The 18,947-nt window shown below is 46.8% G+C and carries 21 protein-coding genes and 1 other annotated feature; of the genes, 20 read left to right on the top strand and 1 reads right to left on the bottom strand.

Translation table 11 applies throughout. The features are described from left to right. Position 1: 1 nt before the first annotated feature. A complete protein-coding gene (gene pssA, locus MHI06_RS26335) occupies positions 2–733 on the top strand; it encodes a CDP-diacylglycerol--serine O-phosphatidyltransferase (RefSeq protein ID WP_017692048.1) in 732 nt (243 codons plus the stop codon). Positions 734–863: 130 nt separating this feature from the next. Here pssA and MHI06_RS26330 read toward each other — a convergent pair whose 3' ends face one another. Then, complete coding sequence (locus tag MHI06_RS26330) at positions 864–1,259, bottom strand: hypothetical protein (RefSeq protein WP_017692049.1); 396 nt, start codon at positions 1,257–1,259, stop codon at positions 864–866. Positions 1,260–1,432: 173 nt separating this feature from the next. Here MHI06_RS26330 and MHI06_RS26325 point away from each other — a divergent pair, with 173 nt between their 5' ends. The 19 genes from MHI06_RS26325 (at position 1,433) to rpoB (ending at position 18,842) form a co-directional block, all read left to right on the top strand. After that, positions 1,433–2,518, top strand: coding sequence for a PIN/TRAM domain-containing protein (locus tag MHI06_RS26325; protein WP_047841132.1), 1,086 nt, complete (start codon positions 1,433–1,435; stop codon positions 2,516–2,518). An 82-nt stretch (positions 2,519–2,600) separates the two neighbouring features. Then, entirely contained in the window at positions 2,601–3,296 is a 696-nt protein-coding gene (gene ispD / locus MHI06_RS26320; protein ID WP_076320294.1) for a 2-C-methyl-D-erythritol 4-phosphate cytidylyltransferase, read from the top strand. After that, positions 3,293–3,769: a 2-C-methyl-D-erythritol 2,4-cyclodiphosphate synthase gene (ispF, locus tag MHI06_RS26315; RefSeq protein WP_017692052.1), complete on the top strand. Its 477-nt coding sequence runs from the start codon at positions 3,293–3,295 to the stop codon at positions 3,767–3,769. Before ispD ends, ispF begins: the two co-directional genes overlap by 4 nt. A 33-nt stretch (positions 3,770–3,802) precedes the next feature. Beyond that, the gene (gltX, locus tag MHI06_RS26310; protein WP_315371095.1) at positions 3,803–5,260 is read left to right on the top strand and encodes a glutamate--tRNA ligase; all 1,458 of its coding nucleotides are present in this window, start codon (positions 3,803–3,805) and stop codon (positions 5,258–5,260) included. 537 nt (positions 5,261–5,797) lie between these two features. Then, entirely contained in the window at positions 5,798–6,457 is a 660-nt protein-coding gene (gene cysE, locus MHI06_RS26305) for a serine O-acetyltransferase (protein ID WP_169483035.1), read from the top strand. A 42-nt stretch (positions 6,458–6,499) separates the two neighbouring features. After that, on the top strand, positions 6,500–7,900 hold the full coding sequence (cysS, locus tag MHI06_RS26300; RefSeq protein ID WP_169483036.1) for a cysteine--tRNA ligase: 1,401 nt from the start codon (positions 6,500–6,502) through the stop codon (positions 7,898–7,900). Further along, a complete protein-coding gene (locus MHI06_RS26295; RefSeq protein ID WP_169483037.1) occupies positions 7,897–8,376 on the top strand; it encodes a ribonuclease III domain-containing protein in 480 nt (159 codons plus the stop codon). The genes cysS and MHI06_RS26295 overlap by 4 nt, the downstream gene beginning before the upstream one ends. Positions 8,377–8,419: 43 nt before the next feature. Then, on the top strand, positions 8,420–9,166 hold the full coding sequence (gene rlmB / locus MHI06_RS26290; protein ID WP_340399570.1) for a 23S rRNA (guanosine(2251)-2'-O)-methyltransferase RlmB: 747 nt from the start codon (positions 8,420–8,422) through the stop codon (positions 9,164–9,166). Between the two features lie 5 nt (positions 9,167–9,171). Then, complete coding sequence (locus MHI06_RS26285; protein ID WP_169483038.1) at positions 9,172–9,693, top strand: NYN domain-containing protein; 522 nt, start codon at positions 9,172–9,174, stop codon at positions 9,691–9,693. Between the two features lie 171 nt (positions 9,694–9,864). Then, entirely contained in the window at positions 9,865–10,509 is a 645-nt protein-coding gene (gene sigH, locus MHI06_RS26280; RefSeq protein ID WP_017692059.1) for an RNA polymerase sporulation sigma factor SigH, read from the top strand. A 304-nt stretch (positions 10,510–10,813) separates the two neighbouring features. Then, positions 10,814–10,963, top strand: coding sequence for a 50S ribosomal protein L33 (gene rpmG, locus MHI06_RS26275; protein ID WP_072735843.1), 150 nt, complete (start codon positions 10,814–10,816; stop codon positions 10,961–10,963). 17 nt (positions 10,964–10,980) lie between these two features. Further along, positions 10,981–11,172, top strand: coding sequence for a preprotein translocase subunit SecE (gene secE / locus MHI06_RS26270; protein ID WP_105406954.1), 192 nt, complete (start codon positions 10,981–10,983; stop codon positions 11,170–11,172). A gap of 21 nt (positions 11,173–11,193) precedes the next feature. Then, complete coding sequence (gene nusG / locus MHI06_RS26265; protein WP_145336484.1) at positions 11,194–11,727, top strand: transcription termination/antitermination protein NusG; 534 nt, start codon at positions 11,194–11,196, stop codon at positions 11,725–11,727. Positions 11,728–11,795: 68 nt separating this feature from the next. Further along, on the top strand, positions 11,796–12,221 hold the full coding sequence (gene rplK, locus MHI06_RS26260) for a 50S ribosomal protein L11 (RefSeq protein ID WP_056697655.1): 426 nt from the start codon (positions 11,796–11,798) through the stop codon (positions 12,219–12,221). A gap of 94 nt (positions 12,222–12,315) precedes the next feature. Next, positions 12,316–13,008, top strand: a complete 693-nt coding sequence (gene rplA, locus MHI06_RS26255; RefSeq protein ID WP_017692063.1) for a 50S ribosomal protein L1 — start codon at positions 12,316–12,318, stop codon at positions 13,006–13,008. Positions 13,009–13,075: 67 nt separating this feature from the next. Next, positions 13,076–13,223: a sequence feature (ribosomal protein L10 leader region), on the top strand. 23 nt (positions 13,224–13,246) lie between these two features. Further along, positions 13,247–13,750 carry a 50S ribosomal protein L10 gene (gene rplJ / locus MHI06_RS26250; RefSeq protein ID WP_017692064.1) on the top strand — a complete coding sequence of 168 codons (504 nt, stop codon included), beginning with the start codon at positions 13,247–13,249 and terminating at the stop codon, positions 13,748–13,750. A 72-nt stretch (positions 13,751–13,822) separates the two neighbouring features. After that, the gene (gene rplL / locus MHI06_RS26245) at positions 13,823–14,185 is read left to right on the top strand and encodes a 50S ribosomal protein L7/L12 (RefSeq protein WP_169483039.1); all 363 of its coding nucleotides are present in this window, start codon (positions 13,823–13,825) and stop codon (positions 14,183–14,185) included. A 96-nt stretch (positions 14,186–14,281) separates the two neighbouring features. Continuing rightward, positions 14,282–14,902, top strand: a complete 621-nt coding sequence (locus MHI06_RS26240) for a class I SAM-dependent methyltransferase (protein ID WP_340399569.1) — start codon at positions 14,282–14,284, stop codon at positions 14,900–14,902. A 394-nt stretch (positions 14,903–15,296) separates the two neighbouring features. Beyond that, the gene (gene rpoB, locus MHI06_RS26235; protein WP_074096567.1) at positions 15,297–18,842 is read left to right on the top strand and encodes a DNA-directed RNA polymerase subunit beta; all 3,546 of its coding nucleotides are present in this window, start codon (positions 15,297–15,299) and stop codon (positions 18,840–18,842) included. Positions 18,843–18,947: the final 105 nt, after the last annotated feature.

Genomic DNA, 18,947 nt, shown 5'->3' with positions numbered 1-18,947 from the left:
GATGCTAACCAGATTCATTCCGAATCTCTTTACCCTGGGTAATCTGTTTCTTGGAATGATGGCAATTTTGCTTGCGATTGATGGAAATTACAGTTTGGCTGCCATTATGGTCATTGTAGCGATGCTGCTGGATGGTCTGGATGGCCGAGTGGCACGTGCACTCAATGCCCAAAGTGAATTCGGCAAGGAACTGGATTCCTTGTCTGACATGGTTTCCTTTGGTGCAGCACCAGCCCTGATCATATTTATGGTGTCGTTTCAAGATTCAATGCCGATCCTCGCCTGGATCGCAACAGCGGCTTTTCCGATCTGCGGAGCCATTCGTCTGGCTCGGTTTAATGTTCGTCCGGGAATCCCCGGGTACTTCACAGGTCTGCCGATTCCGGCAGCCGGCGGGGTGCTGGCTACACTGTCCTTGTTCAATAAGGATATTGGCCCGGTTAGCATGATGATTGCTACATTGCTGTTATCGTATCTGATGGTGAGTTCGCTTAAATATCCCAATTTCAAAAAGGTCGGTTTGCCACGCAAGGCAATCTGGATTGCGCCATGGGTTGTGTTATTTGCCATAGCTGTAGCCGTTATTTTCCCAGAGCAGTTATCCAAGTTGATCTTTATTCCGCTGGTGTTATACGCCTTGTATGGAATGAAGCATAATGTGCGAACAGCGGCCTCGCGTAGTCGGGCCAAAAAGCGCAAGGATGAGAAATCTTCCCGTCCTTCCGATCGTTAAACATTGAGCATTGGGGACAGACACTATACAAAGAAAGCACGTACTCTCCTGAACTGGAGAATGCGTGCTTTTTGTTTATTGAGATCTATTTACGGTAAAAGAAACCCTTACGGACGACATACATATCTTCTTACGACAGATTAAACATCCCTAACGTTGAACACTTCTGTGATTCGTGATTTACGACCTCTTCCATGTTAATGTCCAGCAGATTGCAGAGAGCCGACATGTAGAACAGGTTCCGCCCTAGCTCAGAGCTGATGACCTCTCTGCAGTTCTCACACAACTCACCTTCCACATGCGTTTCCAGCAGGCCCTTGGTTTGAGCGATATCGCTCTCCGGGGCATATTTCTGCTTGGTGGCGTGCAGCTCGATGCAGCCGCATTCGGTAATGGCTTTGGACACGGCACGGTTAACAGACGCTCCGGCTTGTCCCGTTTTGGACAGTACATCAATCAGGCTGCGATGACGCAACAACAGTTCAGAAACTTGATCCTGGAAAGCCTGTAAACTTAGCGTACTCATTTTGCCACTCACCTCGGGATATGAATTGAATTCATTATATGCCAATAATTTACCTACTTTCAACTGACGATTGCAACATTTCCAAAAAGTTCTTCCAGATGGGATTAGCAATTCAGGAATTGGATCATACTGGATATAAAGATCAAGATACATTGAAGGAGGTGCAGGGACTAATGTGGAAAAAAGGCATTTTAACTTTTACAGGATTGTGCGGTGCATGGTTCGGCTACACGGCATATCATCTGGCAGGAAAATCGGTCCCATGGATGGCGGAGTGGATTCAGTCAGCAGGATTACTGGGAGCTGGTATATCGACGCTGCTGGGAGCTGTAATGTTTATGGCTGTATGTAATATTGGTGGAACATTGATGGCAGACAGGCTGCATAGTGGAATTGATTCATTGGCAAAAGTACCTATGAACGAATTGGCTGCAGGTGCTGCAGGTACCGTTGCAGGATTGCTCGTGGCCTTGTTACTTTACCCTGTTGTGGGATGGATGGGGACGGCAGGAGAAGTGCTACAAGTGGCGCTGACGGTGATTAGTGCTTATTCCGGTTATACCCTTGCCATGGCGAAGAAAGACGATCTGGGGGCCTTCTGGATGTCTGGACGATGGGGTCATCCCGAGGTGGACGAGGACAGACGGATGGAAGAACATAAAATTCTGGATACCAGTGTTATTATCGATGGGCGTATCGCTGATATATGCAAAACCGGATTTATTGAAGGTACGATCGTAATTCCGGAATTTGTTCTGGAGGAGTTACAGCATATTGCTGATTCATCGGATCTGCTCAAGCGGAATAGAGGACGGCGTGGACTGGACATTTTGAACAAAATCCAGAAGGAACTTGATGTAAAAGTCCTGATTTACGAGGGGGATTTCGAGGAAATCTCCGAGGTGGACAGCAAACTGGTTAAACTGGCTAAAGTGCTTCAGGGCAAAGTGGTCACCAATGACTTTAACCTGAACAAAGTGTGCGAACTCCAAGGTGTATCTGTGTTGAACATTAATGATCTCGCCAATGCGGTTAAGCCGGTTGTTCTGCCAGGTGAGGAGATCATGGTGCAGATCATCAAGGATGGCAAGGAGCATGGTCAAGGTGTAGCCTATCTGGATGATGGCACCATGATCGTTGTGGAGGGCGGACGCGAGTATATCGGCATGATGATGGAAGTGCTGGTGACCAGTGTGTTGCAGACTTCAGCGGGACGAATGATTTTTGCCAAGCCGAAACTGTTGGAAAAAGCCCAATAAAGCGGTATGATGGGTAGTGTATCGTTGAATGATATTGTATATCTTTGGACGATAAACTGACAGACAAGGCAGGGATTGCGGCATGGATAAAGGGTGGGGCGTTGTCATTGTGGCAGCAGGTCGCGGAACCCGGATGGGGACGACCGAGAGCAAACAGTTTCTGTTGCTGCAGGACAAGCCCGTTTTCATACATACGCTTGAGGTATTTGCTGTGCTGGACGAGATCCGCGAGATGGTGCTGGTCACAGGAACCGCAGATGTTGAACGCTGCCAGGATTGGGTAAAAGAATACCAACTGGATTCACGTGTCCGTGTTATCCCCGGAGGGAAAGAGAGACAACATTCTGTCCATAAAGGCCTTGAGGCACTTGGGACGGATTGGGTTCTCGTTCACGACGGGGTACGTCCTTTTGTGAACCATGAGCAGATCAAGGGATGCATGGCGGCCGCCATAGCCGGTGGTGGAGCAGCTGTACTGGCGGTTCCCGTGAAGGATACGATCAAACAAGTGAATGCGGAAGGAGTCGTTACGGCGACGCCAGACCGTAGCAGTCTGTGGAGCATTCAAACCCCGCAGGCTTTTCGTCTTTCTTCCCTGCTCTCCGCCTACGAATCAGCTGAGCAGGACGGATTTCTGGGAACAGATGATGCCATGCTGGCTGAACGTCAGGGAATGTCGGTCAAGGTTGTGGAAGGCAATTATACCAATATCAAATTAACAACGCCGGAAGATTTGAAATATGCTGCGTTTTTGCTGGGGGGAGAGAAGAAGCGATGATACGTGTAGGACAGGGATTTGATGTACATCAGCTGGTAGAGGGACGCCCGTGTATTATTGGCGGAGTAACGATTCCTTATGAAAAAGGTCTGCTGGGTCACTCGGACGCAGACGTGCTGTTGCACGCGATCAGTGATGCCATTTTGGGTGCACTGGCACTTGGGGATATTGGAAAGCACTTCCCGGATACCGATCCGGAATTCAAAGATGCCGACAGCCTGAAATTGCTGGAGCATGTATGGCAGCTTGTGAAGGATCGCGGCTATAAGCTAGGGAATATCGATTCAACGATTATTGCCCAGAAGCCAAAGATGGCTCCTTATATCCCACAGATGGCTGAGGTTATTGCCAAGGCACTGGAAGCGGATGTAACGCAGGTGAACGTGAAAGCAACAACGACAGAGCAACTGGGATTCCCGGGACGGGGAGAGGGCATTGCCGCTCAATCCGTTGTTTGCCTTGTACGTGTGTGATATCATCAATCAATTAGTGACGGAGGGGATCATATGAGCACGGATATTCGTGTGCGTTACGCGCCGAGCCCAACGGGACACCTGCATATCGGGAATGCCCGTACGGCGTTGTTTAACTATTTATATGCCAAACATAATAACGGTAAATTCATTATTCGTATTGAAGATACGGACGTGAAACGGAATATTGCCGGTGGTGAAGAAAGCCAACTGAAATACCTGAAATGGCTCGGAATTGAGTGGGACGAAAGTATTGACGTGGGCGGAGAATACGGACCATACCGTCAAACGGAACGTCTGGACCTCTATCGTAAATATACGCAGGAATTGCTGGATAAAGGTCTGGCTTACCGTTGCTTCTGCACGGAAGAAGAATTGGAGCAAGAGCGCGAGGAACAGTCCGCACGTGGAGAAACACCGCGTTATTCTGGCAAACACCGTGACCTGACTCCAGAGCAAATTAGTGCGTTTGAAGCGGAAGGCCGCGTAGCGAGTATTCGTTTCCGTGTGCCGGAAGAGCGCACATATACGTTTGATGATATGGTTAAAGGCACAATCTCGTTCAACAGCAAGGAATCCGGTGACTTCGTCATTGTGAAAAAGGATGGCATTCCCACATACAACTATGCCGTTGCTGTGGATGATCACTTGATGAAGATCTCCCACGTCCTGCGTGGGGAAGATCACATCTCGAACACGCCGCGTCAACTGATGATCTATGAAGCGCTTGGCTGGGAGCCACCGCAATTCGGTCATATGACGTTGATCGTGAATGAAAATCACAAGAAGCTGAGTAAACGGGATGAGTCTGTTATCCAGTTTATTGAGCAGTATGATCAGCTCGGCTATTTGCCTGAAGCGATGTTTAACTTTATTTCCTTACTCGGCTGGTCGCCGGAAGGGGAAGAAGAGATCTTCTCGCAAGAGCAACTGATCTCCATTTTTGATACGAAACGTCTGTCCAAGAGCCCTGCGGTATTTGATACCCACAAGCTGGCGCACTTGAACAACCACTATATCAAACATGCTGACCCGGAACGTATTGCCGAAATGGCCATTCCGCATCTGCAAAAGGCTGGACGTATTTCTTCCGAGCTGTCTGCTGAACAAAAAGAATGGGCTTATACTCTGGTACACCTGTACCAAGAGCAGATGAATTCTGCCTCCGATATTGTCAAATTGTCGGAAGTATTCTTCCGTTCCAATCTGGAGCTTGAAAGTGAAGGAGAAGCAGTGCTTGCGGAGGAGCAGGTGCCAACTGTACTGAAGGCATTTGCGGATAAAGTACAGGCGAGCGAAGAGTTTACTCCAAGCAAAATGGCTGCATTGATCAAGGAAGTACAGAAAGAAACCGGCTTTAAGGGCAAACAGCTCTTTATGCCAATTCGTGTAGCCTTGACTGGACAGACGCATGGACGGGATCTGAACCAAACGATCGTGCTTCTGGGTCGTGATACGGTGATCGAACGTTTGCTTGCACAAGTAAAATAATCTTAGTCGAAGACATTCCGTTTATTTGGAATCTGAACACAGTCCTACGATGGATAGATTACGTAGGAGGCTGTTGTCAGTCTGAGGCCTTTTCGCTATAATAACAACACAACGAATAATTGATATGATTTATCTAATAGAACAGCAAAGATCGGGAGGAGTAGACTGACCCGGACAGATTCAGAGAGGATGGTCCCGCAGCAAAGAGAGATTTCTTTGGTTGCGGTGGCTGTGAACCATCCACTGTCCATCAGTCGAAATGCGCCCGTGAGCTGCACAGCCGAATCCAGCCCCGCCTTTGTCGATCATGACAAGGGAAAACGTTAGGATAGGTTGTGACGATTGGTTTCCGTTACCAAACCGCTTGAGGGCTCATTCTATTTAAGAATGAACCGAGCAGAGTGGGACCGCGATAAACGCCTCTGCAGCTAAATGCTGCAGGGGCGTTTTTTGTTTAGGCGAGTGTGCAGTACACTACCAAGGAACGCGCCGTCCGGTAAGCCGGAGGACGGGAACCTGAACAAGAGGGGAACGAGCATGTTCAAGAAGATCAGATCAGATATCCAGGCGGTGTTTGAAAACGACCCGGCGGCCCGAGGATGGTTTGAGGTGGTATTCACCTACTCAGGGCTGCATGCAATATGGGCACACCGGATCGCTCATTTTTTATACAAGCGAAGATGGTTCTCGGTTGCCCGGTTCATTTCGCAGGTTAGTCGTTTTATGACAGGAATTGAGATACACCCTGGAGCTACGATCGGAAATCGGTTGTTTATTGACCATGGAATGGGCGTCGTTATTGGAGAAACATGTGAGATTGGCGATGATGTCGTTATCTATCAGGGGGTTACCCTTGGCGGAACAGGGAAAGAAAAAGGAAAGAGACATCCGACCATTGGTAATAATGTGGTTATCTCATCCGGAGCCAAAGTGCTGGGTTCATTTAGCGTGGGGGATCAATGTAACATTGGCGCTAACTCCGTTGTGCTTAAGGAAGTCCCTTCCAACAGTACCGTGGTGGGTATACCGGGCAGAATTGTTAAACAGGACGGTCGACGGGTAGATCGCCTCAGTCAGCAGTTGCCCGATCCGGTCGTTGACTCCTTGCGCAGCATGCAACAAGAACTCGAACGATTGCAGCAAGAAATACGTACACTGCAGAATGCCCGTGAAAATGAGACTGTGCGTGATACGTGATACAATAAATATAGGCAGTATAGGATGAAAGGATAAGTGACCATGACGCTTCAAATTTATAATACGATGAGTCGTACAAAAGAGGATTTTGTTCCCCAAGAGCCGGGGAAAGTAAAAATGTATGTGTGCGGACCAACGGTGTATGACTACATTCATATCGGGAATGCACGCCCGGTTATCTTTTTCGACACGGTTCGCGGGTACCTGGAACAAATAGGACATGAAGTGAACTATGTGGTGAACTTCACGGATGTCGACGACAAGCTGATCCGCAAAGCAGAACAACTTGGAACAGACGTCCCTCATGTCGCGGAGAAGTTTATTGCGGCCTATTATGAAGACCTTGAAGGACTGGGTATTCCGAAGGCAAGCAGCAATCCGAGAGTTACAGAGAACATGCCGCTCATTATTGATTTTATCCGTGAGTTGGTTGAAAAGGGATTTGCATATGAAAATGGTGGTGACGTCTATTATCGCACAGGCAAATTCAGCGAATATGGCAAACTCTCGAAACAAAACCTGCAGGAGTTGCAATTCGGAATCCGTGTAGGTGTGGACGAGCGTAAAGAGCATCCCGAAGATTTCGTGCTCTGGAAGGCAGCCAAACCAGGTGAGATCTACTGGTCCAGTCCTTGGGGCGATGGTCGACCAGGCTGGCATATTGAGTGCTCCGCCATGGCTAGGGAATACCTAGGGGATACACTGGACATTCACGGAGGCGGACAGGATCTGCAGTTCCCGCACCATGAGTGCGAATGCGCCCAATCCGAGGTATTAACAGGTAAACCGCTTGCCAACTACTGGATGCATAATGGTTTTATCCGAATCGATAACGAGAAAATGTCGAAATCACTCGGCAATGGTGTTCTCGTTAAAGACTTGCGGAATCAATATAAACGCGAAGCAATTCGTTATTTCATGTTGTCTACCCACTATCGCAATCCATTGAACTTTACGGATGATACGATGGAGCAGGCACAGAACAGTGTGGACCGGATTGCAAATGCTGTAGGTAACCTGAACCATCGTCTGAATGCGGTATCCGTAGATCAGGACATCTCAGCAGATTTTGCGGCAAGACTCGACCAGATTCGTCAACAGTATCACGAGAAGATGCAGGACGATTTCAATACACCTGATGCAATTACAGCTATGTTTGAGTGGGCAGGGGAAGCCAACCAATTGTTGCAGCAAGAAGTAGTCAATGCTGCTGACATTCGTGCACTCCTCGAATTGTTCAATGAACTGAATGCTGTTCTGCGCATCTATACTGACGCAGAGCCAGAACTTTTGGATGAAGAAGTAGAGCGTCTGATTGAAGAGCGTGTCGAAGCGCGTAAGTCCAAAAACTGGGCAAGAGCGGATGAAATTCGCGATGAATTGTCTGCACGTGGCATCCTGCTTGAGGATACAGCGCAGGGGATGAGATGGCGGCGCAAATGAGCGAGGAATATTTGAATACACCAAAACAACAGGAGCAGGGCACAGAAGGAGGATGGTTCCCATATCCCCCTTCCAGACCTGCGAGGTTGATTCCTCCTATTGCGCTGGCCTATATTGGTGATGCGGTATATGAGGTGGCTGTTCGTCAATATCTGTTGTCGAAGGCGAACATGCGTCCCAATCATCTGCACCGTAGTGCAACCGGATTGGTATCAGCGAAGGCACAGAGCCGCATACTTACAACGATTGAGGCTGCACTGACAGAAGAAGAACGGGACATCGTCCGGCAAGGGCGGAACGCCAAGTCGGGCAGTATCCCCAAAAATGCAGATGTTCTGGAGTACAGACATGCCACGGCTTTTGAATGTCTCATTGGTTACCTCTACAGCAGTGGTCGTCATGATCGCATGATTGAACTGATCGGGCTTGGCATTGAGCAAGCGGAACAACAATCGCCATCACCGACAAAAAAATAGAAATTTCAACAAAACAACGCATTACAGAGAGGATCGAACAACGATGGAAGAAGAATGGATCGCCGGTAAACACTCCGTGACGGAGGCGCTGCGTTCAGGCCGGACCATTAATAAAATATGGATTGCCGATACAGCACAGAAACATCTGACTCAACCCATTATCTCGGAAGCTAAAAAACTTGGTATTGTCATTCAACACGTGGACAAGCGTAAGTTGGACCAAACGGTACCAGGCATTCAGCATCAAGGGGTAGTCGCACAAGCGGCACCTTACGCTTATGTGGAGGTAGAAGACATTCTTGCCGCAGCAAAAGCGAAGAATGAGCATCCTTTCCTGATCCTGCTGGATGAGATTGAAGATCCTCATAACCTGGGGTCCATTTTGCGGACAGCAGACTGCACGGGTGCACATGGCGTCATTGTACCCAAACGTCGCTCGGCGGCGGTAACAGTGACTGTATCTAAAACGTCAGCAGGCGCCGTGGAGTACGTACCAGTGGCTCGTGTAAGTAATCTCGGGCAGACTATCGATCGCCTTAAAGAAGAAGGTGTGTGGGTTGTAGGGACAGATGTCACTGCTCATGAAGGTGTCTTTGGTAACGGCGTCTTTACTGGCCCTGTGGCATTGGTAATCGGCAATGAAAACAAGGGAATGGGACGACTCATTCGTGAGAAATGCGATGTACTGATCAAATTACCGATGCAAGGTCAGATTAATTCCCTGAATGCTTCCGTGGCAGCGGGTGTTGTCATGTATGAAGTGCTCCGCTCGCGTCAAGTGCAGGAATAGAAGGTATGGCTGATTCCCGTGATGTGCTTCTTGTAGACGGGTACAACATGATTGGTGACTGGCCGGAGCTAACCAGACTGGCGGAAAGTGGGCTCGAAGAGGCGCGTAACAGGCTTCTCTTTCGGCTCGCTGACTATCAGGCGTTCTCCGGCCGGCGGGTCATTGTTGTGTTTGACGCCTACCTCGTGCCTGGACTCGGTAAATCCTTTACACAGAGCAAAGTACAGATTTATTTTACAAAGGAAAAAGAGACGGCAGACGAATGCATTGAGAGACTCGTTCGGGAACTAAGCATGCGAAGACGCCAAATCTATGTGGCTACGAGCGATATGGTAGAGCAACATGTCATTTTCGGACAGGGAGCGCTACGCATATCTGCAAGGGAATTGCTAATTGAAGTCGAGCAGAACGAAAAAGAATTAAAGAAACGACTGGAAGAAGATCAGGCGAAGACAACGCGTAATACTCTCGGGGGGAAGTTAAGTCCCGATGTATTGAAAGAGTTTGAGCGATGGCGGCGGGAATAACAACTCGTTTTTACAATATTTAGAATATTGAAAGTCTTGACATTTATGTTATTGATGTTCTTTTTTAGGCAGAGCGTGGTTGACGGTGTGAGGTGCCATCATATATACTGAGCGTATATTTCATAGAGTAGAGTAACGGGGTACCTTGCGTTGCAGCCGGAGGGATTGTCTGTGAGTGTCGACCTCAAAGATATCATGTTATCCAAGTATGATTACCAAAGTGACGAAGACATTGTCGAAGCTTTCCGTGAAGGCGAAAGCGAAGCGTTAGAGTTTTTGATTAACAAATATCGTAACTTTGTACGCGCCAAGGCAAGATCTTATTTTCTGATTGGGGCAGACCGGGAAGATATTATTCAAGAAGGAATGATTGGCCTCTACAAATCCATTCGAGATTTCAAAGGGGACAAGCTGGCTTCGTTCAAGGCTTTTGCTGAACTGTGTATTACAAGGCAGATCATCACGGCGATTAAGACAGCAACACGTCAGAAACATATTCCGCTTAATTCTTATGTATCTCTGGACAAGCCTATTTATGACGAAGAGTCTGATCGTACGTTACTCGATGTGATTTGTGGAACCCAGGTCAGTGATCCGGAAGAACTTATCATTAATCAGGAAGAGTTTGTGGGCCTGGAAGATAAAATGTCCGAGATTCTGAGTGATCTGGAACGTAAAGTATTGATGTTGTATCTGGACGGGAGATCTTATCAAGAGATTGCAGTAGATTTGGACAGACATGTGAAGTCCATTGATAATGCACTACAGCGTGTGAAGCGCAAGCTTGAAAAGTACCTGGAAGTTCGAGATAATTAAACACATGTTGTCGTTGACGGAAAAGGCTCGGTGTTTGAGTCTTTTTTTAGTGTCTCAAGTTTATAAAATCAAAGAATGTTTATACTAGTAATCGCTCGGTCCATGCAGGAGAAGAGAAAAACAGAGATGTGAAACGAGAGTACGTTGTACGGAAGTAATACCCAATGAATGAAAGGCTATTCTTTCATTGACATGGTTATACCCTTGTGATAAAGTGTTTTAGGTAGGCCTAAATTTATGGCTTTTTTTCAGGATCAATTTAGAGACTCTGCTTGAATGTGGAAGTCTTCGGGAGGTGTACATCATGCGGGTAATTATTACTTTGGCTTGTACTAACTGCAAACAAAGAAATTACACTACGACAAAAAACAAGCGTAATCACCCCGACCGCATGGAGATGAAGAAATTTTGCAAGTTTTGTAACGAGCAGACTTCTCATCGCGAAACCAGATAGTTTTTGGAGGTGTCGGCGTGAAACGAAGTTTCAAATCTCTGATTTCCTTTTTCACAGAAAGCTGGGCTGAACTTAAAAAAGTTCGCTGGCCTAATCGTAAAGAGCTGACCAACTACACATTGATCGTACTTGGTACTGTTGTGGTTATGACGCTGTTTTTTTGGGTCATTGACATTGGCATCTCCTTTGTGATCGAAGCGATTATTTAAGAAGGGTTCCGGTGGCTTGATATGGAAAAAAGATGGTACGTCGTTCATACCTATTCAGGGTATGAGAACAAGGTCAAGGCCAATTTGGAAAAACGCGTAGAGTCTATGGGCATGGAAGACAAGATATTCCGCGTTCTTGTTCCAATGGAAGAAGAAGTGGTAAACAAGGACGGTAAGAAAAAAACCGTTATGCGTAAAGTTTACCCCGGTTATGTCTTGGTGGAAATGGTACAGACGGATGATTCTTGGTATGTTGTTCGCAACACACCAGGGGTTACAGGATTTGTCGGTTCGACAGGTTCTGGGTCCAAACCTACTGCTTTGTTGCCTGAAGAAGTGGAACAAATTCTGAAGCACATGGGTATGGTTGAACCTAAGCCGAAAATTGAGTTCGAAATTAAGGAATCCGTACGTATTAAAGTCGGTCCTTTTGCGAATTTTGTAGGCTCCGTGGAAGAAATTTTGGTAGACAAAAGCAAGTTGAAAGTGCACGTGAACATGTTTGGACGGGAAACGCCGCTTGAGTTGGAATACACACAAGTGGAGAAGATCTAGTTTCTTCAAGTTTCTTGTGGGAGGGTTGAAAAACCCGTTAACCACTATTTTGCAAGGAGGTGTCAATCATGGCGAAAAAAGTTATTAAAATGGTAAAACTGCAGATTCCAGCAGGTAAAGCAAACCCAGCACCACCAGTAGGTCCGGCTTTGGGTCAAGCAGGTGTCAACATCATGGCATTCTGTAAAGAATTCAACGCTCGTACAGCTGATCAAGCGGGATTGATTATTCCAGTTGAAATTTCTGTATTCGAGGACCGTTCCTTTACTTTCATCACTAAAACTCCACCAGCAGCAGTACTGTTGAAAGTGGCAGCTAAAGTTGAAAAAGGATCCGGCGAACCGAACAAGAAAAAAGTTGCTACTGTTAAACGTGATGCGGTTCGTCAAATCGCAGAACAAAAAATGCCTGACCTGAATGCAGCAGACGTTGAGTCCGCAATGCGTATGGTCGAAGGTACTGCCCGCAGCATGGGTATCACCATCGAAGACTAATTTTCATAAGAAACATGGCTTCGTAAAACCGGTCGATTCGCGACCGGTTGATGTGGGAGGTATATCCGCTAACACCACAAAGGAGGAATAAAACATGGCTAAACACGGTAAAAAATACCTTGAAGCTGCTAAGCTGATTGACAGCGAAGCAACTTACGAGCCTTCAGAAGCTGTAGAGCTTGTGAAAAAGGCAGCTACTGCAAAATTCGATGAAACAATCGAAGCAGCAGTTCGTTTGGGTGTAGACCCTCGTAAGCAAGACCAGGCTGTACGTGGTGTTGTTGTCTTGCCACACGGCACAGGTAAAACACAACGCGTATTGGTATTTGCAAAAGGTGACAAAGCGAAAGAAGCGGAAGCGGCTGGCGCGGACTATGTTGGTGATGCAGACATGATCAACAAAATCCAACAGGGCTGGTTCGAATTCGACGTCTGCGTAGCGACACCAGATATGATGAGTGAAGTAGGTAAATTGGGCCGACTGCTCGGCGGTAAAGGTCTGATGCCTAACCCTAAAGCCGGAACGGTAACTTTCGATGTAACTAAGGCTGTTCAAGAAATTAAAGCCGGTAAAATCGAATATCGTCTGGATCGTGCAGGTCAAATTCATGCACCGATCGGTAAAGCATCTTTCTCTTCTGAGCAACTGAATGAGAACTTTAAAGCTCTCATGGAAGCTCTGAATCGTGCTAAACCAGCGGCAGCAAAAGGTGTTTATCTGAAGAATGTTAGTCTTTCTTCCACGATGGGCCCTGGCGCACGCGTGAACGCAGCAGCTTTTAGATAATAAATCTTGACAGGCTTGTCCTGTTTTGATAAGATATAAAAGTTGTGAGTCCGAGTGACTGACCGTTGACATTTGAATATGCTTGCCGTAGACAGTAGGTGCCAATTGGCTTAATTTCCTGCCGAGGTGTGATTATAGAACTTAGAACGATGCAAATCGATGATGAGTATATATCAAGCCTTCGTGATTCTACGGAGGCTTTTCTTAATGGGATAAATTTGATCAGGAGGTGTACAGATTGGCAAACGCAAAAGTGATTCAAGCAAAACAAGAGTCCGTTGATGCAGTAACAGCAAAATTGCGCGAGAGCGTTACAACTGTTGTAGTTGACTATCGCGGATTGAACGTTGCCCAAGTAACTGAGTTGCGTAAGCAACTTCGTGAAGCAGGGATCGAATTCCAAGTGCTGAAAAACTCGTTGCTTCGCCGTGCAGCTGCAGCAGCAGAACTGACAGAACTCGATAGTGTTCTTACAGGTCCTACTGCAATTGCATTCAGCGTAGATGACGTTGTCGCTCCAGCTAAAATTCTGAACGACTTCGCGAAAAAGAACGATGCACTGGAATTGAAAGGTGCAGTCGTAGAAGGTCGCGTAATCGGAGTAGAAGAAGTTAAGGCGTTGGCAGAATTGCCATCCCGCGATGGACTTCTCTCCATGCTCCTCAGCGTGCTTCAAGCGCCAGTGCGCAACTTCGCGCTTGCGGTTAAAGCAGTTGCAGAGAAAGAAGAACAAGGCGCGTAAGCAACTTGATCTGAACGCTGCTTAGGTAGCAAATGAATTAAAAAAAATAATATTATATATGGAGGTTCACTCATGAGTAAAGAGCAAATCTTGGAAGCAATCAAAGGCATGACTGTACTGGAATTGAACGATCTTGTTAAAGCAATCGAAGAAGAATTCGGCGTAACTGCTGCAGCTCCAGTAGCTGCTGCAGGTGCAGGCGCTGCTGCTGCAGAAGCTGAGCAATCCGAGTTCGACGTAATCTTGACTAGCGCTGGTGCTTCCAAAATCAACGTTATCAAAGCAGTTCGCGAAATCACAGGTCTTGGCCTGAAAGAAGCAAAAGAACTGGTTGACAATGCTCCAAAAGCACTGAAAGAAAAAGTTGCTAAAGAAGAAGCAGAAGCGGTTAAAGCTAAGCTTGAAGAAGCAGGCGCTTCAGTTGAAGTTAAATAATTTAGCTTTTACAAGCTAAATGAACAAAACAACAAACCCCTTGACTTATATCAAGGGGTTTGTTGCTGTAATTGTAAATGGAAAGTGAGTGAGGACATGTCCAATCATTATTATTCGGACAAACCGCAAGTAGCACATGATCGCAAAGCAACTGAAGCGGTTCTTCGCGGATTCAGTCTGCGACTCGTGACTGACGCCGGTGTATTTTCCAAAAATGGAATCGATTATGGTAGCAGAGTATTGATTGATGCGATAGAGCTGCCAACAGGGGCTCATGTTCTCGATGTGGGTTGCGGGTACGGACCGATGGGTCTTACAGCAGCCAAACTTGTACCGGATGGGCATGTCACCATGATCGATATCAACGAGAGAGCCGTTGAACTTTCCAGGGAAAATGCAAAAGCGAACAGAATTAGCAATGTCACGGTATTACAAAGTAATCTACTGGCTGAAGTGAAAAAGCAAGATTTTGACGCTGTACTGACTAATCCGCCTATACGGGCTGGAAAAGAAACGGTTCATGCTATTTTCGAACAGGCACATCGTCATTTGAAGGTAGGCGGTTCGTTATGGATTGTCATTCAGAAGAAGCAAGGTGCCCCATCGGCGAAAGCGAAATTGGAATCTTTGTTTGGACGAGTGGAAGAAGTGACGAAGGATAAAGGCTATCGGATTTTTAAAGCGGTGAAAGCGGAAGAAGCATCTACTAAAAGCTAAATCCGAGTTTGTAAAGTAAGCAGGGGATCATTTTTTTTGCAATAGGACTATTGACTTGAAATTCAGGTCGTGGTATTATTGTAAAATGTCAGTATTAAGATGCCCTACTTGGCTTTAGCTAACTAAAAATGTCAACCTTTTTTTACGCCGAACGGGCTTATTATGCCTACGTTTGGCGTATAATATGTACATTTTGGGCAAACTGGGGATAAGAATGATTTGGAAAGACATCCGCCGATCAAAGTTGCTCTTTTTTCGAACGACATTTCGAGTAAGGGCTTTTCTTTATTTGTGGATGCATTGCTTTGCTCTGTATGTGTACCATTATAAGGTTACAAACAGAGGTTCGCAACGAAATTTTTAAAGTGAGTAGACATTGAGGGGTGAGTTTAAGTTGGCAGGACATCTTGTTCAATATGGTCGACGCACTCGGCGCAGTTATGCACGAATTAACGAGATACTCGAAGTTCCGAACCTGATTGAAATCCAACAAAAATCCTACGATTGGTTTTTGGAGGAAGGGTTGCGCGAAATGTTCCAGGATATCTCGCCGATCCAGGATTTTACAGGTAACTTGATTTTGGAATTTATCGATTACAGTCTCGGTGAACCGAAGTACACAGTAGACGACGCGAAAGAGCGTGACGTTACTTATGCAGCACCGCTTCGGGTCAAAGTCCGGCTCATTAATAAGGAAACCGGCGAAGTCAAAGAGCAGGAAGTATTCATGGGAGATTTCCCGCTGATGACCAACACGGGCACATTTATTATTAATGGTGCGGAACGGGTAATTGTCAGCCAGTTGGTTCGCTCTCCTAGCGTTTACTTCAGTACCAAAGTAGATAAAAACGCCAAAAAAACGTATACCGCTACAGTTATTCCTAACCGCGGCGCTTGGTTGGAACTGGAGATGGACGCGAAGGATGTTGTTTATGTCCGGATCGACCGTACACGTAAAATACCGGTTACGGTTCTCCTGCGTTCACTTGGTTTTGGCACAGATGCTGAGATTCTGGATCTGCTCGGTAATGACGAATATATCCGCAACACACTGGACAAAGACAACACGGATTCCACGGAGAAAGCACTCATTGAAATCTATGAGCGTCTTCGTCCGGGCGAGCCGCCAACGCTTGATAATGCGAAAAGCTTGCTCGTAGCGCGTTTCTTTGATCCAAAACGTTATGACCTGGCTAATGTAGGTCGTTACAAAATGAACAAAAAGCTTCACATCAAAAACCGTTTGTTCAACCAGCGTTTGGCTGAGTCACTTGTTGACGCTGAAACAGGCGAGATTATTGCTGAAGCAGGTCAAATGGTGGATCGTCGCTTGTTGGATGAAATCATGCCGTATCTTGAGAAGAGCGTTGGTTTCCGCACGTATCACGTGGGTAACGGTGTTCTGGATGCTAATGATGTTCCTATGCAAACGATCGATGTATTTTCACCAACAGAAGATGGTAAAGTAGTCAAACTGATTGCCAATGGAATCATTGACAAGTCCGTTAAAAACGTGACGCCGGCGGATATCATTTCGTCCATCAGTTATTTCCTTAACCTTCTGCAAGGAATTGGTAGCACGGATGATATTGACCATCTGGGTAACCGTCGTTTGCGTTCGGTGGGTGAACTCTTGCAGAACCAGTTCCGTATCGGTTTGTCCCGTATGGAGCGTGTGGTTCGTGAGAGAATGTCCATTCAGGATGCTAACGTAATTACACCACAGGCATTGATCAACATCCGTCCTGTTATTGCATCGATTAAAGAGTTCTTTGGTAGCTCCCAATTGTCACAGTTTATGGATCAAACGAACCCACTGGGTGAGTTGACTCATAAACGTCGTTTGTCCGCACTCGGACCCGGTGGTTTGACGCGTGAGCGTGCAGGCATGGAAGTGCGTGACGTCCATCCATCCCACTATGGCCGGATGTGTCCAATCGAGACTCCAGAGGGACCAAACATCGGTTTGATCAACTCCTTGTCTACATTCGCACGTGTAAATGAATATGGCTTCATTGAAGCTCCATATCGTTGGGTTGATCCGAAGACAGGTATTGTAACTGAGCAAATTGATTACCTGACAGCGGACGAAGAGGACAACTATGTCATCGCACAAGCGAATGCGAAGTTGAACGAAGACGGTACATTTGAAGAAGAAGCGATCATTGTACGTTACAACAAACAGTCGGATAACATCCTTACGATGCCGAGTGAGCGAGTTGACTACATGGACGTATCTCCTAAACAGGTTGTTTCCGTTGCTACAGCGCTGATCCCGTTCCTTGAGAACGATGACTCCAACCGTGCACTCATGGGATCAAACATGCAGCGGCAGGCGGTTCCACTCTTGATTCCTAAAGCACCACTTGTGGGAACAGGTATGGAGCACAAAGCTGCAAAAGATTCTGGTGTATGTATTGTCTCCGATTATGACGGAATTATCGAACGTTCTTCTGCGAATGAGATTTGGGTCCGTCGTGTTGAAGAAGTGGACGGTCAGGAAGTTAAAGGCGATATCGTTAAATATAAATTACACAAATTTATGCGTTCGAACCAAGGAACATGCATTAACCAGCGTCCGATTGTCAAAAGAGGTGCCGCTGTCAAAGCTGGCGATATCCTCGCTGATGGTCCTTCAACGGAAATGGGTGAATTGGCTCTGGGACGTAACGTCGTTGTTGCCTTCATGACTTGGGAAGGTTACAACTACGAGGATGCGATCTTGCTCAGTGAAAAACTCGTTAAGGAAGATGTATACACATCCATCCATATCGAGGAGTATGAGTCGGAAGCACGTGATACCAAGCTAGGACCTGAAGAGATCACACGTGACATCCCTAACGTTGGGGAAGAAGCGTTGCGTAACTTGGATGAGCGCGGTATTATCCGCATCGGTGCTGAGATTAGCGCTGGCGACATTCTGGTTGGTAAAGTCACACCTAAGGGTGTAACAGAGCTGACTGCAGAAGAACGTCTCCTGCATGCGATCTTCGGTGAGAAAGCACGTGAAGTACGAGATACTTCCTTGCGTGTACCACATGGTACTGATGGTATCGTAGTAGACGTGAAAGTATTTACCCGTGAAAACGGTGATGAGCTGCCTCCAGGTGTTAACCAACTCGTTCGTGTATATATCGCTCAAAAACGGAAAATTTCCGAGGGTGATAAAATGGCCGGACGTCACGGTAACAAAGGGGTCGTGGCCCGCATCTTGCCGGAAGAAGATATGCCTTTCCTGCCAGACGGTACACCGGTTCAGATCGTTCTTAACCCACTGGGCGTACCTTCCCGGATGAATATCGGTCAAGTACTCGAGGTTCACTTGGGTATGGCGGCGATGCAACTGGGTATTCACGTAGCAACACCTGTATTCGACGGAGCGAAGGAGTATGACGTCTTCGATACGATGGAAGAAGCAGGAATGCAACGTAATGGTAAGACCGTCCTGTATGATGGTCGTACAGGTGAAGAGTTTGAACGTGAAGTTACCGTAGGTGTCATGCACATGATCAAACTGGCACACATGGTTGATGATAAAATCCATGCCCGTTCCACAGGTCCTTACTCACTTGTTACGCAACAACCATTGGGTGGTAAAGCCCAATTCGGTGGACAGCGTTTCGGGGAGATGGAAGTATGGGCGCTTGAGGCATACGGTGCTGCTTATACACTGCAAGAAATCTTGACTGTTAAATCCGATGATGTTGTTGGTCGGGTTAAAACGTATGAATCCATCGTCAAAGGCGAGAATGTCCCGGAACCAGGCGTTCCTGAGTCATTCAAAGTATTGATCAAAGAGCTTCAAAGCTTGGGTATGGACGTTAAGATTTTGAGTGAAGATGAGCAAGAGATTGAAATGAGAGAAATGGACGATGAAGATGACGCTGCGAGCGATAAGCTCAGCCTCAACCTTGAGGGTACAGAGGTCGGAGCGGAATAAACCGCTTCGAGCGCATGATGACCGGCGTTTTTCATCAGGCTCGCGTCTTGCTCCGGCTTCGGCCGGAGAGGGCGTAACCTAGAATACAGGAATTGGTTAAGGAGG

This window comes from Paenibacillus sp. FSL H8-0079, from assembly GCF_037991315.1.
Taxonomy (GTDB): domain Bacteria; phylum Bacillota; class Bacilli; order Paenibacillales; family Paenibacillaceae; genus Paenibacillus.
Note: the sequence above shows the minus strand (reverse complement) of the source record. Positions and strands in the feature narration are given on the sequence as shown.